The 15014-nt window shown below is 64.0% G+C and carries 13 protein-coding genes; 7 read left to right on the forward strand and 6 right to left on the reverse strand.

The genetic code is table 11. The annotated features are described in order from the left end of the window. Positions 1–12 precede the first annotated feature (12 nt). Positions 13–717, forward strand: a complete 705-nt coding sequence (locus tag CDQ91_RS01425; RefSeq protein ID WP_088470925.1) for an FABP family protein — start codon at positions 13–15, stop codon at positions 715–717. A 107-nt stretch (positions 718–824) separates the two neighbouring features. On the opposite strand, the gene CDQ91_RS01430 is transcribed toward CDQ91_RS01425, so the two are convergent. Then, a complete protein-coding gene (locus CDQ91_RS01430; RefSeq protein ID WP_088470926.1) occupies positions 825–1445 on the reverse strand; it encodes a PilZ domain-containing protein in 621 nt (206 codons plus the stop codon). Positions 1446–1831: 386 nt separating this feature from the next. Here CDQ91_RS01430 and hutC (CDQ91_RS01435) point away from each other — a divergent pair, with 386 nt between their 5' ends. After that, positions 1832–2608, forward strand: coding sequence for a histidine utilization repressor (gene hutC / locus CDQ91_RS01435; protein WP_088470927.1), 777 nt, complete (start codon positions 1832–1834; stop codon positions 2606–2608). 6 nt (positions 2609–2614) lie between these two features. Here hutC (CDQ91_RS01435) and CDQ91_RS01440 read toward each other — a convergent pair whose 3' ends face one another. The 5 genes from CDQ91_RS01440 to CDQ91_RS01460 all read right to left on the reverse strand — a co-directional run bounded on the left by CDQ91_RS01440 (position 2615) and on the right by CDQ91_RS01460 (position 9113). Continuing rightward, positions 2615–3349 carry a PepSY domain-containing protein gene (locus CDQ91_RS01440; protein WP_088470928.1) on the reverse strand — a complete coding sequence of 245 codons (735 nt, stop codon included), beginning with the start codon at positions 3347–3349 and terminating at the stop codon, positions 2615–2617. After that, positions 3346–4050, reverse strand: coding sequence for a PepSY domain-containing protein (locus tag CDQ91_RS01445; protein ID WP_088470929.1), 705 nt, complete (start codon positions 4048–4050; stop codon positions 3346–3348). The genes CDQ91_RS01440 and CDQ91_RS01445 overlap by 4 nt, the downstream gene beginning before the upstream one ends. Before the next feature lie 10 nt (positions 4051–4060). After that, entirely contained in the window at positions 4061–6760 is a 2700-nt protein-coding gene (locus tag CDQ91_RS01450) for a TonB-dependent receptor (protein ID WP_088470930.1), read from the reverse strand. Between the two features lie 254 nt (positions 6761–7014). Continuing rightward, positions 7015–7737, reverse strand: coding sequence for a histidine utilization repressor (gene hutC, locus CDQ91_RS01455; protein ID WP_088470931.1), 723 nt, complete (start codon positions 7735–7737; stop codon positions 7015–7017). Further along, on the reverse strand, positions 7734–9113 hold the full coding sequence (locus tag CDQ91_RS01460) for a formimidoylglutamate deiminase (protein ID WP_088470932.1): 1380 nt from the start codon (positions 9111–9113) through the stop codon (positions 7734–7736). Before CDQ91_RS01460 ends, hutC (CDQ91_RS01455) begins: the two co-directional genes overlap by 4 nt. A gap of 90 nt (positions 9114–9203) precedes the next feature. Here CDQ91_RS01460 and hutI point away from each other — a divergent pair, with 90 nt between their 5' ends. Genes hutI through CDQ91_RS01485 form a run of 5 tightly spaced genes read left to right on the forward strand, consistent with a single transcriptional unit; the run spans position 9204 to position 14994 of the window. Further along, on the forward strand, positions 9204–10403 hold the full coding sequence (gene hutI, locus CDQ91_RS01465; RefSeq protein WP_164499226.1) for an imidazolonepropionase: 1200 nt from the start codon (positions 9204–9206) through the stop codon (positions 10401–10403). Next, the gene (gene hutH / locus CDQ91_RS01470; protein ID WP_088470934.1) at positions 10400–11929 is read left to right on the forward strand and encodes a histidine ammonia-lyase; all 1530 of its coding nucleotides are present in this window, start codon (positions 10400–10402) and stop codon (positions 11927–11929) included. Before hutI ends, hutH begins: the two co-directional genes overlap by 4 nt. Next, positions 11926–12732, forward strand: a complete 807-nt coding sequence (gene hutG, locus CDQ91_RS01475) for an N-formylglutamate deformylase (RefSeq protein ID WP_088470935.1) — start codon at positions 11926–11928, stop codon at positions 12730–12732. Before hutH ends, hutG begins: the two co-directional genes overlap by 4 nt. A gap of 19 nt (positions 12733–12751) precedes the next feature. After that, complete coding sequence (gene hutU / locus CDQ91_RS01480) at positions 12752–14419, forward strand: urocanate hydratase (protein ID WP_088470936.1); 1668 nt, start codon at positions 12752–12754, stop codon at positions 14417–14419. Continuing rightward, complete coding sequence (locus CDQ91_RS01485) at positions 14416–14994, forward strand: HutD/Ves family protein (protein ID WP_088470937.1); 579 nt, start codon at positions 14416–14418, stop codon at positions 14992–14994. The genes hutU and CDQ91_RS01485 overlap by 4 nt, the downstream gene beginning before the upstream one ends. The last annotated feature ends 20 nt before the right edge of the window (positions 14995–15014 follow it).

Here is a 15014-nt window from a genome sequence, read left to right on the forward strand (position 1 = left end):
GGGGGCAGCGCCATGGAATTACCCGACGACATTTTTACCGAACCCGAGGACGTCGATCCCGAGACGCTGGCCAACCTTGGCCCGCTGCGCCGCCTCGCCGGTATCTGGGAGGGAAAGCGCGGGGTCGATATCAACCCCAAAGCCGATGGCCCCGAAACGCGTGAATATATCGAGCGGATCGAAATGCAGCCGATCGACCCGCAAGCGAACGGCCCGCAGCTTTTTTACGGGCTGCGCTATCATGTCCATATCAACGCGCCCGATGAGGATATCACCTTCCACGATCAGGTTGGCTACTGGCTCTATGAACGCGCGACGGGGCTGATCCTCCAGACGCTGGCGATCCCGCGCGGGCAGATCGCGATCGCGGCGGGGCATGCGAAGCCCGCCGATAACAGGCTGGTGGTGAAGGCCGAACGCGGGCAAACCGAATATGGCATTTGTTCGACGACCTTCCTCGAACGGGCCTTTCGCACCGACAGCTATCAGCTCGACGTAAGCTTTCACGATGATGGGTCGTGGAGCTATGTTTCCGACACGATTTTGATGGTCAAAGGCCAGGGCGAGCCATTCCTCCACCGCGACCGCAACAGGCTGGTGAAGGTCGCCGAACCCGACCTCAATCCCTGGGCAAAGATCGTTCGCGGCGCGGGCCTATCCTCTACGCAATCTCCAAGGGGCGAAACGGTACCCAACCCCGGAAATAGCGTCGCCTAAATACCCGTTCGCATCGAGCGAAGTCGAGATGCCCGTCGTGGGTGTATAACCTCACGGCATCTCGACTTCGCTCGATGCGAACGGGTTTAGGTTGAGATCATACGATCTCAGCTCTGAAAGCGGCTGATGCTTTCCAGATCGCTGCGTTCGAGCGGCTGGGTCAGCCACAGCCCGCCACGCCCGCCACGCGACCAGCGGACGATCGCTTTGCGCCTGATATCGCCGGCCAGCACCAGTTCAAACTCCTTGCCGACCTCCCAATGCCCGTCATGAACGAAACCCGCGCCATTCTGCGACAGGTCGACCAGTTCGATCTGGCTCGCCCCTTCGTCGGTCACCGCCTGCGCCTGGGTCCGCACCGGCAGGCGCGGCTGGCGAAAATCACCCGCGCGTTGTTCGGCGGCCAATTGCTTCAACACGCTCGCGACATCGACTTCTTCGTCGAACGCGACGCCGCACCGCCCCTCTTCGGACCATACGACCCGCCCCCGGATCACCACCGTGTCGGACAGCGCGACCTCCAGCCGCTCGCCGACCGCGATCGGGACATCGGCCGCAAGCATCATGCCGCGATCAGAGATATTACGAACTCTCCACAGACCGAAGTCGCCATCGCGCTTGACCTTTGCGATGCGCCACACGGTGCGGTATCGATCGGCACCGCGACGATCGCTCTCATCGCCGGCTGCCGGTTCGTCCGCAGCGCCAGACAGGTGTGGATTGTTCATTCAATCCTCCTCATTCCAAACAGCGCTCCGACGGGTCGGCACCGTCATCAAGACACAGGAGCGTTGGCATATAATTACATGAAAATACGCGAAATTTGGCAATTTAACAACAGTCCTGACATCAGAGGCTAATAAAAGTTCAATATCTGGCGCAACCATCGGTTTTCTGCGCCCGTCCCGATGAACAAATTTCTCTTTGTGAACAATTTAACGGCTTCGAAACGGCCGCATTAAGCGCGGAAAACGAGTAAATTTCCGGCTCGACCCACGGCAACGGCACATAGCCATCTGCGTGCCGGATTGGCCACCACCGCGCGCGCGACCCGCCATCCGTTTTTTCTCAGACGCCATTGGAATGTAACCACCCTCAGCTGTATAGACGGGTGATGGATTTCATTTCGCGCGCGCCCGCAAAAGCGGCTGAAACATCGAAGGTTGCCGGGACGAATCCGGACTCATCACCCCCGCGCTATGCGGCGATCAAACAGAGCATATGCGACGCCGTCCGCGACGGCCATCTCAAACCGGGTGACCGCGTCCCGTCCGAATCCGAGCTGGTGAAGCAGTTCGACGTATCACGGATGACCGCCAACCGCGCGCTGCGCGAGCTTCAGGCCGCGGGCGTCCTCGTCCGCCGCGCCGGAAGCGGGTCGTTCATCGCCGAACCACGGCCGATCGGCCAGATGATCGAGATCCGCAATATTGCCGAAGAAGTCCGCGAACGCGGCCATGAATATCGCGCCCGCGTCGTGCTGAATCAGGAAATTCGCGCCAATACAGAGACCGCGCCGCTGCTCGAAGTGGTGGTCGGAACGAAATTATTTCATTCGGTGATCGTTCATCATGAGGCCGAATTTCCGATCCAGCTTGAGGAACGCTTCGTGCTTGCCTCGGTCGCGCCCGAATATGGCACGCGCGATTTCACGCAGATGACGCCCAATGAATATCTGAGCCGTACCGCGCCGCTTGAGCGCGTCGAGCACCGGGTTTCGGCCACCATGCCCGACGAGCGCACGCACAGCCTGCTGGGCCTGTCCGACGGTGAGCCGGTACTGCGGATGACGCGGCGAACCTGGAGCCGCGGGCGACTGGTGTCTCACGCGTGGCTAACGCACCCCGGCACCCGGTTCGAACTATCAGCCGCCTTTTCGATCGACGACTGACGAAGCTTAGTTGGTCAACGTCCGTACAACCGGCTTCTTCCGCCGCCGCAACCAGCGGAAATCGGCGCGGCTGAAGCTTTTGAACAGCAGGTAAAAACCCGTCCCCGACAGCCACAATGTGCCAAAGGCGACGAAGATGATCAGCGGATGGTTGAAGCTCTTCCGCTCCAGATAATCCATATTATGGAGCATCCAGAAGAAATCCCAGGTCCGCCATGTGTCGCCGCGCATCACGATGAAGCGCGCGGTGTCGGCCGCAACATAGGCGCTGCTATTCTCCGCATCCGAAAAATCGACGCGCCACATCCGGCCTTCATGATCGCGCGTTTCAAGGGTCGATTTGGGCAGCAGGCTGACCTGCCGGATCGGCGCCTCGTTCATCATCGATGCGACCTCGCGGGCGAGCCCTTCATCGACCGAAATCGCCGCGCCGTCGGTCGCATCGACCAGTCGGACGCCCTTTTCGGTTCGCACCTCATAGACCGGCCGTGTGCCGAGGTCGCGCAGCACGACCCCCTGCACAGGCTCGCCCTTCGACAGGGCGGCGACATCGAAATAAGCCCCCTCGGGCAGCGGATGCGCGTGCCCCATGCTGTGGTCGTGCGCGGCGACCTCGTCCTTGTCGAGCAGCGCCATCACCGAGCCGCTGAGCGTCCAGAGAACGAATTGCAGGCCAAGGATCAGGCCGACCCATTTGTGGATGCGCCGGAAGAACAGCGGCGTCAGGCGGATCTTCTTCATGCCTTTTTCTTCTTTCGGCGCTTGAATGACCAGACCAGCAGCCATGCGCCGCTGATCGCCATGGCGAAGGCGCTCCACGTCGCGATGCGCAGCAGCGGATTGTTGACGTCGGTGCGCTCCTCATAATCCATGATGTGGAGCATCCACGCGATGTCGAAGACGCGCCACAAGGCGTGGCGGCGCGAGATGAGTTCGCCGGTCTTGGGCGACAGATAGAGCGTCGGGCGGTTCCAGCCTTCGAACTCGACCTGCCAGAACGGCGGCTTGCGTGACTGCATTTCCTGCGGCGCGGTGGTGAGCAATTGCACCGACACGATCTTGCCGTCGCCGGTATAGATGCGCTGCGCCAGTGCACGAATTTGCGCCTCGGTCGGATCGGCCAGCAGCCGCCCCGACGCCGCGTCGAACAGACGCGGGCCGTCGGGGGTTTCGGCGCGCCAGACCGGCGTGTCGAAATGACGCTGCAAACGGATTTCCGACGCGCCGGGGACGGCCGCCACAATCTGTGACGGTGACGCCAGCCCGGCAAGATCGAAAGGCTTGACCACCGGGCTGCGCACCAGATGATCGCCATGGATGGTATCGATATGGACCACCACCATGTAGAACCCGGTCAGCGTCCAGAGTAGAACCTGGACGCCGACCAGCAATGCCAGCCACTTGTGGAAACGGCGAATGACCAGTGGCCAGCGGATCGTCATGCTCGGGGCCTTAGAAAGCGGTCCGGAAACCGACGTAAACACGCCGGCCGAGCAGGTCATAGGTCATCGTGTCGGTGTTCGCATCGGTAAAGCTCTGGATATAGGGAGCCTTGCGATCGAACAGATTGTCGACACCCAGCTGGAAGCGCGTCTTTTCATTCACTTCGAAAGCGAGCTGGATATTGTGGTAGAAGACGGCCGGCGCGCGATAGCCGATTTCATCGGGTGCCGCGTTAAAGTCGGTCGCCTTGCCGATCCACTGGGTCGACCAGGTCGCGCTGATGCCGTCCTTTTCAGCGGTCAGTACGCCATAGCCGCGCCACTTCGGATAGCCGCCGTTGCCGCCGCCAATATGGCCGTCGAACACGATCGGAGCGCCGCCCTCGAACGGATAGATGGTGTAATCGTTGAGCCAGGTAACATTGGCATCGAACGAAAGCGACACGTCACCGATCATGCGGTTGTAGACGAGACCCAGATCGAGACCGCTCATCTTTTCACGGCCGGTATTGATCGGCTGCGCGGACAGGTAATTGACCTCACCCGTCAACTGGCTGCGCGTGAAATCGTCGCAGAAGGGATGCGACAGATTCTGGCTGGCGTAGCAGATCGAGAGCTTGGTCGACCCCGGGATTGCGCGGATCGCGTCCTTGATGTCGATGTTGAACCAGTCGGCGGTCAGCGACAGGCCGGGGACGATACCCTTCGGCTGGATCACCGTACCGACCGTCCAGGTCGTCGAGCTTTCGGGCTTCAGATTTTCGTTTCCGCCAACGGTGGTCAGGATCGTACTGCCCAACTGGACATAGTTGGCGGGCACGCCCGATGCCTGGCAGTTGGCGATCAGCGTCGCATTGCCGCTCTGTGCATAGCGGCTGCACGGATCGGTGGTCGTCAGATTGCCTTCCGACACGCCGCCGTAAAGCTCGGGCACGTTGGGGATGCGGAAACCCGTCCCATAGGTGCCGCGCAGGCGGATGTCCTCGTTGATCCGCCAGTCGACACCGAACTTGTAGTTCCAGTCGCTGCCGAACAGGTCATAATCCGAAAAGCGCACCGCGCCGTCGATCGTCAGCGCCTTGAAGAAAGGCGTGTCGGCGAGCACCGGCACCGAAAGCTCAAGATAGGCTTCCTTGGTGGCGGTCGAACCCGAGATCGGATCCTGCTGATTGGTGTTGGCAACGCCCAGCACCGTCAACGGATCTGGATCGCGCCAGCCCTTTTCCTTGCGGTAAACCGCACCCGTCGCGAAGGAAACCGGCCCGGCCGGCAAGGTGAACAGGCTGCCCGTCAGGTCGGCCGTGACCGTCGCCAGCTCATTGCCGCCATGATCGCGCGAGGTGAAGTTGATATAGTCGAGAACCGCCGGGGTGACGTCGCCCGCACCAAGATAATCGGCGCAGGGGATAGCCGCACCCGCCGTGACGCTGCACTTGGTACGATCGAGCGTGTTGGCGACATTGGCGAGGTTGGCGACGTTGGTCGAGCCATCGACCGCGGTGTTGCGGCCGAACGCACCCGCGACTTCCCAGGCCCAGTCATTGGCGAGCTTGCCGCGGAAGCCGACGGTGCCCTGCCAGGTTTCGGTCTTCTGGAAGAATTCGCGCGGCCCGCCCTCGACGAGCATCCGGCGCACGAGCAGCAGGTCCTGCCCCGTCGGGTTGGTCGGGTTCGTCGCCGAAATCGAGATGTTGCGGAGCGTACCCGGAGTCGCGAGCTGGTCGCTCTTGCGGTGGGTGTAGAGGAACTCACCGAAAATCTGGACGCCGTCGGTGATCTGATAATCGCCGAACACCGCGGTGCTGATACGCTCGATCGGGCTGACCGCGTTCAGATAGCGCTGGACATTGTTGTTATGCTTCGCGCCATTATACGGCTCAAAGAAATCGCCATCGCCGCCGGGGGTCTGGTTGAAGTTGATCTGCTGGCCGTTCGGCAGCACGGCGCGGCCGCCGATCGTCGAGGTGCTGTTGGTGCACGACAGCGAGCCCGGCGTCACTTCCGCCAGCGAGCAAGGCGCGCGGCTCGCCATATTGACCGCATCGGTCTTCTGATAAGTCGCCGCCACCATAATGCCGCCGCGATCATTGCGTGCGCCCCAGATCAGGTCGGCGGTGAAATCGCCGCCGTCGCCGCGCTCGGTGACGCCATAGCGTGCGCTCACGCCCAGGCCTTCATAATCGGTGCGGGTGACGAGGTTGACGACGCCCGCCATCGCATCGGCGCCATAGATCGCCGAGGCGCCGTCCTTGAGGACGTCGGTGCGCGCAAGCGCGACAACCGGGATCATGTTCAGATCGGGCGAAGAGTTGGCGCCGGTGCCGCCGGCCACGAGGCGGCGGTTGTTGAGCAGCACGAGCGTGCGCTTGATGCCCAGGCCGCGAAGATTGACCTGCGCGGTGCCATAACCGTTGTTGGTCCAATAGGCCGAGCTCTGATTGCCCGCGAAGCCCGCATTGGCGGGAAGCCGCTGAAGAACCTGTTCGATGTTGACGAGGCCGGTGTTCTCGATCTGCTCGGCCGAGACGACCGTAGCCGGGCCGACGCCCGCGAGGTCCTGACGACGGATGCGCGATCCGGTGACAACAATGTCGCTTCCCGAGCTGGCGCCCTCGGCGGATTGCGGCGCCGCGTCCGTTTGCGCGGCGGCTGGGACGGAGATGCTGGCAATCGCCGCGACCCCCGCAAGCAAAGATGTTCTGATTCTCATAGCGAAACCCCCTGTTGGTTGCGTTGTTGTCCCCAGAAAGCATCAAATGTATATACAGGTCAACAGAAAAATCTGTTGAATATCAGTATCTTAATGTCATTTCCGGGGAACATAACTGGCAATTAGAATACGCAGCGTCGGGGAACACCCCTCACCTCTCGACGATTTTTTTATTCAGCATCGGGCGCGCCGAATGGCCCCGCATTGCGGCCAGTCCAAGGCACCGGCAATTTTCTTGTGGAAGGCCAATGGCCTCAACCGTCGGATGGCCTCCGGGCCGAACCGAAACGCGCGATCAGATCATAGGCCGATCCGACGAAATGCTGGCGGACGAGCGTAATCCCCTCGTCGCCGCGCCAAGTCCGTCGTTCAACGAACAGGCATGCCGAGCCAAGCGCCAAATGGAGCCGCGCCGCCACATTGCGATCCGCCGGAACCGCAGCGATTCGCGTTTCGGCTTCGGTCCACGGGACATGCTTGAGCAGCCACGCCCCCGGCGACGCGCCCTGAAATGCCGAGGCCGCAATGTCAGGCACTGCGGACAGGCTGATCAGACGCGCTTCGACGGCGAGCGGCACATCGTCAGCGAAATGCACGCCCTCCAGCAGGATGAGTTCGCCCTCGCCAGCCAGCGCGGCCTCGTCGGGATGCGCGGGATCGGGCGTGCGCACCTCGCGGTTGAAAAGTTCAAAGTGGTAACGCTGGCCGCGCTGAAGCACCTCCTGCTCCAGATCGGGGATGTCGAGCACCATCGAATGGACGCGCGGGCGCGCGACAAAAGTACCCGCGCGCTTGCGCCGGTCGATCAGCCCCGCCGCGACAAGTGCCGACAGCGCCTTGCTGACCGTCATCCGCGCGCAATCATAGTCGCGCATGAGTTCAAGCTCGGTCGGCAGGCGCGCACCGGGAAGGAGTTCGCCCGACAATATGCGCGCCTCGAAATCGGATCGGATCCGTTCGTGGAGCGGCTGCTTCACGCGGTCAGCCTTTCGAGCGTCGCGACATAGCCCGCGACGATCGCTGCGCGATCCTTGTGCCGGCCCCGGCTCACCACCTGCTCGCCGCGGCGCCATACGCCGTCGAGCGCGCTGCGCCCCGCCGCGAAGATATAGGCGTCGAGGAGTTCGTCATCCCGCTTTCCCGCGAGCGAAGGATGCCCAAGGTCGAGGCTGACGATATCGGCCGCAGCACCGACCGCGAGACCGCCCGTCACTCCCAGCGCCGCCGCGCCGCCATCGACCGACGCGGCATAGATATCGGCGCCGGTCGACCGCCCCTCGCCGCCCGCGAGCATATTGCGACCCCGCCGCATCAGCCGCTGGCCATATTCGAGCAGGCGCAGCTCTTCGCTCGCATCGATCAGCACGTTTGAATCACTCCCCACGCCATAACGCCCGCCCGCCGCCAGAAAGGCTTCGGCGGGAAACAGCCCGTCGCCCAGATTGGCCTCGGTGATCGGGCAAAGCCCGGCGACTGCGCCCGTTCCTGCAAGTGCCGCCGTTTCTGCGGGCGTCATATGCGTCGCATGGACGAGACACCAGCGATCATCGACTGCGGCGTGGTTCAACAGCCATTCGACCGGGCGCTGGCCGCTCCACGCGAGGCAGTCGTCGACCTCCTTCACCTGCTCGGCGATATGAATATGGACGGGGCGATTCGCGCCGATACCCCCGAGTGCGTCAAGTTGCTCGGGCGATACGGCGCGCAGGCTGTGTGGCGCGACCCCGACGATGGCGTCTGGCAAGTCCCGGCTCGCCGCGTCGGCGGCGTCAATCAGCCGCGCATAGCGGTCGATGTCCATGATGAAACGCATCTGCGCAGGCTGCGGCGATTGCGCACCGAAGCCTGCATAGGAATAGAGGACGGGCAACAACGTCAGACCGATGCCGCTCGTGGCGGCCGCATCGACGATCGCGCGGCTCATTTCGGCGGGGTCGGCATAGGCTTGTCCGCCGCGATCATGGTGCAGATAATGGAATTCACCAACGCGGGTGAAGCCGCCCTCCAGCATCTCCAGATAAGCGAGCGAGGCGATCGCGCGCACGTCGTCGGGGGTCATGCGATCGAGGAAGCGATACATGACCTCACGCCATGTCCAGAAGCTGTCGCCCGACGGCCCGCGCCGCTCGGCGAGTCCCGCCATGCCGCGCTGAAACGCATGGCTGTGCAGGTTCGGCATGCCAGGAAGGCCGCAGCCGTGGCGTTCCTCATCGGGCTGCGCCGCCGCATTGCTTTCGATGGTGGCAATGACACCCGAACTTACCGTCAGCCGGACATTCCGCGCCCAGCCGCCATTCAGCAAAAGCCGGTCGAAGAAGAGGTTCCGATCGCCTGTTTTCTGCGCCGATGCCATAAATTTCCTCCCGATCTGAAATTATGTCTATACATTAATGAGCGATTGGTGCAATCTTTGGCCATCGCAAAATGATGAGGGTCGATGGGCATGCGCTGCGACACGCTGTGGAAAGATGCAAGGCTCGCCACGATGGTCGGGAACGACCTCGGCGTGGTCGAACAAGGGCTAGTGGCTGCCGCTAACGGCGCCATCCTCTATGCCGGCCCCGCAGCCGACGCCCCGACCTTCGACGCCGCCGAAAGCGTTGCGTGCGACGGACGCTGGATCACCCCCGGGCTGATCGATTGCCACACCCACCTGATCCACGCCGGCGACCGCGCCCGCGAGTTTGAAATGCGTCTCGACGGCGCCTCCTATGAAGAGATTGCCCGCGCCGGCGGTGGCATCGTGTCGACGATGCGCGCAACCCGCGAGGCCAGCGAGGACGACCTGGTCAGGGCCGCCCTGCCCCGCCTCGACGCGCTGATCGCCGAAGGTGTCACGACGGTCGAGGTCAAATCGGGCTATGGCCTCGACACCGCCAGCGAGATCCGCATGCTCCGCGCCGCGCGGCGGTTGGGGACCGAACGGCCGGTGCAGATCGCCACCACCTTCCTCGGCGCCCACGCGCTGCCGCCCGAATATGCCGGCGATGCCGACTCCTATATCGCAATGCTGGTCGATGAGATGCTGCCCGAAGTCTCGCGGCTCGGCCTCGCCGATGCGGTTGATGCCTTTTGCGAAGGCATCGGTTTCACGCCTGCGCAGACCGAACTTGTCTTCGAAGCCGCAAAGCGTGCCGGCCTGCCGGTCAAGCTCCACGCCGAACAGCTATCGAACCAGCATGGCGCGGCGCTCGCCGCGCGCCATGGCGCGCTGTCGGCCGACCATCTCGAATATCTCGATAACGCCGGGATCGCGGCGATGGCCGCGTCGGGCACCGTCGCGACTTTGCTCCCCGGCGCCTATTATTTCATGCGTGAGACGCATCTGCCGCCGATCGACGCACTCCGTCTTGCCGGCGTCCCGATCGCGCTCGCGACCGACTGCAACCCCGGCACCTCGCCGCTCACCTCGCTACTTCTCGCGATGAACATGGGGGCAACGCTGTTCCACCTGACCGTCGCCGAATGTCTGACCGGAGTCACGCGCAACGCCGCGCGGGCGCTCGGCGTGTCCGATCGCATCGGGACACTGGAAGCCGGCAAGCGCTGCGACCTCGCCATCTGGGACATCGAACGTCCCGCCGAACTTGTCTATCGCATGGGGCTCAACCCGCTCCATGCCCGTATCTGGAGTGGTCGATGACCGATATCATGCTTACCCCCGGCACCGCATCGCTTGCCGATTGGCGCGCCATTTATCGCGGCGCGATCCCCCGGCTCGACCCGGCGTCGGCGCCGCGCATCGCTGAAAGTGCCGCAGCAGTTAGCCGCATCCTCGCGCGCGGCGAGCCGGTTTATGGCATCAACACCGGCTTTGGAAAGCTCGCCAGCGTCCGTATCGACGACGCCGACCTCGCGACGCTCCAGCGCAACATCGTACTCAGCCATGCGGCTGGAATTGGCGATCCGTCGCCGGTGCCGGTCATCCGCCTGATGATGGCGCTGAAGCTCGCCAGTCTCGCGCAGGGCGCCTCGGGCGTCCGCCCCGAAACCGTCGCGCTGCTCGAAGCGATGCTCGTCCACGGCCTGACCCCGGTGATCCCGGCGCAGGGCTCGGTCGGCGCGAGCGGCGACCTTGCCCCGTTGTCGCACATGGCGGTGACGATGATCGGCATGGGCGAGATTTTCCTCGGCGACGAACGCCTGCCCGCCGCCGATGCGCTCGCGCGCACTGGCATCGCGCCGATCGAGCTCGCCGCCAAGGAAGGCCTCGCGCTGCTCAACGGCACGCAATTCTCGACCGCCAACGCGCTCGCCGGGCTGTTCGAGGCCGAATTGCTGTTCCAGTCCGCGCTCGTCACCGGCGCGCTGTCGACCGAAGCTGCCAAGGGATCCGACACGCCTTTCGATCCGCGCATCCATGACCTGCGCCGCCATCGCGGCCAGATCGAGGTCGCAGGCGCGCTGCGTTCGATGATGGAAGGGTCGCCGATCCGCGCCAGCCACCTGGAAAATGACACCCGCGTACAGGATCCTTATTGCCTGCGCTGCCAGCCGCAGGTGATGGGCGCCGCGCTCGACGTGCTGCGCCAGGCCGCAACGACGCTGGAAATCGAAGCAAACTGCGTTTCGGACAATCCGCTGATTTTCCCCGACACCGACGAAGCGCTGTCAGGCGGCAATTTCCACGCCGAGCCCGTCGCCTTCGCGGCCGACATGATCGCGCTCGCGATCTGCGAAATCGGGTCGATTTCCGAACGCCGCATCGCGATGCTCGTCGACCCCGCGCTGTCGGGGCTTCCGGCCTTCCTGACGCCGAAGCCCGGGCTCAATTCGGGCTTCATGATACCGCAGGTCACCGCCGCGGCGCTGGTCAGCGAGAATAAGCAATGCGCCTATCCCGCAAGCGTCGACTCCATCCCGACCTCGGCCAATCAGGAAGATCATGTATCGATGGCGGCACACGGCGCGCGGCGTCTGCACGCGATGGCCGCCAACGCCCTCGCCGTGATCGCGATCGAATGGCTCGCCGCGGCGCAGGGCGTCGATTTCCACGCGCCGCTGCAATCGAGCCCGACGCTCGAACGCGCGCATCGCCTGCTCCGCGACGCCGTCCCGACGCTCGCCGACGACCGGCACTTCCACCCCGATATCGAGGCAGCGAACGCCCTCGTCCGGTCGGGTGCGCTGGCGGCGACCGCAGGCGACCTGCTTCCCGGGGTCGCATGACCGGCTGGCTCGACATAAAGCGCGGCGAAGCGCCGCTGGTGGTGGCCTTCCCGCACACCGGGACCGACCTTGCCGACACCGGCGGCGCGTTTCGCTGCGAATGGATCGCGCGCCGCGACGCCGACTGGTGGGTCGACCGGCTTTATGGTTTTGCAACCGAGCTCGGCGCAACGACGATCCGCACCGACATTTCGCGCAGCGTGATCGACGTCAATCGCGACCCGTCGGGGGCCTCGCTCTACCCCGGACAGGCAACGACCGAGCTCTGCCCGACGACGACCTTTGACGGCGAACCGCTCTATCGCGACGCCGGTCCCGACGAGGCTGAAATCGCCCGGCGGCGGTCGCTGTGGTTCACCCCCTATCATGCCGCAATCGAAGCCGAGATTGCGCGGCTGCGCGTGATCCACCCGCGCGTCATCGTCTATGACGCGCATTCGATCCGCAGCCATGTCCCCCGGCTGTTCGACGGCGAATTGCCGCAGTTCAACATTGGCACCAACGATGGGCAGACCTGCGACCCGGCGCTGGCGTCGGCGATCGAAGCCATTTGCGCGGCCAGCGGTCGCAGTCATATTCTCGACGGCCGCTTCAAGGGCGGTTGGACGACGCGCCACTATGGCCGCCCGGGGAGCGGTGTGCATGCGATCCAGATGGAACTCGCCATGCGCGGCTATCTCGACGAGCCCGCCGACGTCAACGAAACCAACTGGCCCGCGCTGCTCGCCCCGGCGCGCGCCAACAATCTGACCCCTATTTTGAAAGACGTGCTGCGGGCGTGCATCGCCTTTGCCGCCGCTTGATCCACCAGGAAGGACCAACATGACCCGTCTCGACAACAGCCGCATCATCAAGGCCGCTACCGGAACCGAATTGTCGGCCAAAGGCTGGCTGACCGAAGCCCCGCTGCGCATGCTGATGAACAATCTCCACCCCGACGTCGCCGAGCGGCCCGAGGAACTCGTCGTCTATGGCGGCATCGGCCGCGCCGCGCGCGACTGGGAAAGCTATGACAAGATCGTCGATACGCTGCGGCGGCTGGAAGGCGACGAAACCCTGCTTGTCCAGTCGGGCAAGCCCGTCGGCGTGTTCCGCACCCATGAAAATGCGCCGCGCGTGCTGATCGCCAACTCGAATCTCGTCCCGCATTGGGCGAATTGGGATCATTTCAACGAACTCGATAAGCGCGGCCTCGCGATGTACGGCCAGATGACCGCCGGGTCGTGGATCTATATCGGCACGCAGGGCATCGTTCAGGGCACCTATGAAACCTTCGTCGAAATGGGCCGCCAGCATCATGGCGGCAGCCTCGCGGGCAAATGGCTGCTTACCGCAGGCCTCGGCGGCATGGGCGGCGCGCAGCCGCTCGCAGCGGTGATGGCGGGCGCGTCGTGCCTCGCGATTGAGTGTCAGCCGAGCCGCATCGAAATGCGCCTGCGCACCGGCTATCTCGACGCCGCCGCCTCGACGATCGAGGAAGCGATGGCGCTGATCGAAAAGAGCTGCGCCGACAAAAAGCCGATATCGGTCGGCCTGCTCGGCAATGCCGCCGAACTTCTGCCCGAACTTTATCGCCGCGGCATCCGCCCCGACCTGCTCACCGACCAGACGAGCGCGCATGATCCGGTGAATGGCTATCTACCGGCAGGCTGGACCGTCGCCGAATGGATCGACAAACGCGAAAGCGATCCCGCCGCGGTCGCCAAAGCCGCCAAGGCATCGATGGCCGTCCACGTCCGCGCGATGCTCGATTTCCAGGCTGCCGGGGTTCCGACCACCGATTACGGCAATAATATCCGCCAGGTCGCGAAGGATGAGGGCGTCGAAAATGCCTTCGACTTCCCGGGCTTCGTCCCCGCCTATATCCGCCCACTCTTCTGCCGCGGCGTCGGGCCGTTCCGCTGGGCCGCACTGTCGGGCGATCCCGAGGATATCTACAAGACCGATGCCAAGGTGAAGGAACTGCTCCCCGACAACGCGCATCTCCACCGCTGGCTCGACATGGCGCGCGAGAAGATCCAGTTTCAGGGGATGCCCGCGCGCATATGCTGGGTCGGCCTCGGAGATCGCCACCGGCTTGGCCTCGCGTTCAACGAGATGGTCGCGAACGGCGAACTCAAGGCGCCCGTCGTGATCGGCCGCGACCATCTCGACTCCGGCTCGGTCGCCTCGCCCAACCGCGAGACCGAAGCGATGCGTGACGGCAGCGATGCGGTTTCGGACTGGCCGCTGCTCAACGCCCTGCTCAACACCGCGAGCGGCGCGACGTGGGTGTCGCTCCACCATGGCGGCGGAGTCGGCATGGGCTTTTCGCAGCACAGCGGCATGGTGATCGTCGCCGACGGCACCCCCGAAGCCGCAGCGCGGCTCGAGCGCGTGTTGTGGAACGACCCCGCGACCGGGGTGATGCGCCACGCCGACGCAGGCTATGACATCGCGCTCGATTGCGCGCGCGAAAAAGGCCTCGACCTGCCCGGCATCACGGGGTGACTTCGGTCCGGCACCTGCCGGCGGAGGCGCGCATCGCCCGCGCGTGGCGGAACGGCGGCGGCGTCACGCGTGACGTCGCGCTGTTCCCCGAGGGCGCCGGCGATGAAGATTTCCTGTGGCGCGCGAGCATCGCGACGATCGCCGCCGACGGTCCTTTTTCGCCCTGGCCCGGCGTCGATCGCGCGCTCATGTTGCTGCACGGCAAACTGACGCTTGCAGTCGGGGACGACGAACGGGATCTCGAAGCGGGCGACCCGGCGCAGGCTTTCGCAGGCGAGGAAGCGGTTTCCGCCCGCCCTTGCGGCGGCGCGTGCATCGTCCTCAACCTCATGGCGCGGCGCGGGGACGCACGCATTATGCTTGAGCGCTGGACGACCGGGCGCCTAAGTAAGGCCGATCAGTTGTTGTTGCTGGCAGAGAGTGCGACGACAATCGGGCTAAACGGCCAATCCATCAATCTGGCCGCTGAGGATGCCTTGCTGCTCACGCCGAAAGAGGTGACCGGACTCACCTTCGACCACCCCGTCATTGTCGCCGAGATATTCAGCGGCGCAGAGCAATTCGCGCAAATCTAAACCGTTCGCCCTGAGCTTGT

It is taken from the genome of Sphingopyxis witflariensis (assembly GCF_002205635.1).
Lineage (GTDB): Bacteria > Pseudomonadota > Alphaproteobacteria > Sphingomonadales > Sphingomonadaceae > Sphingopyxis > Sphingopyxis witflariensis.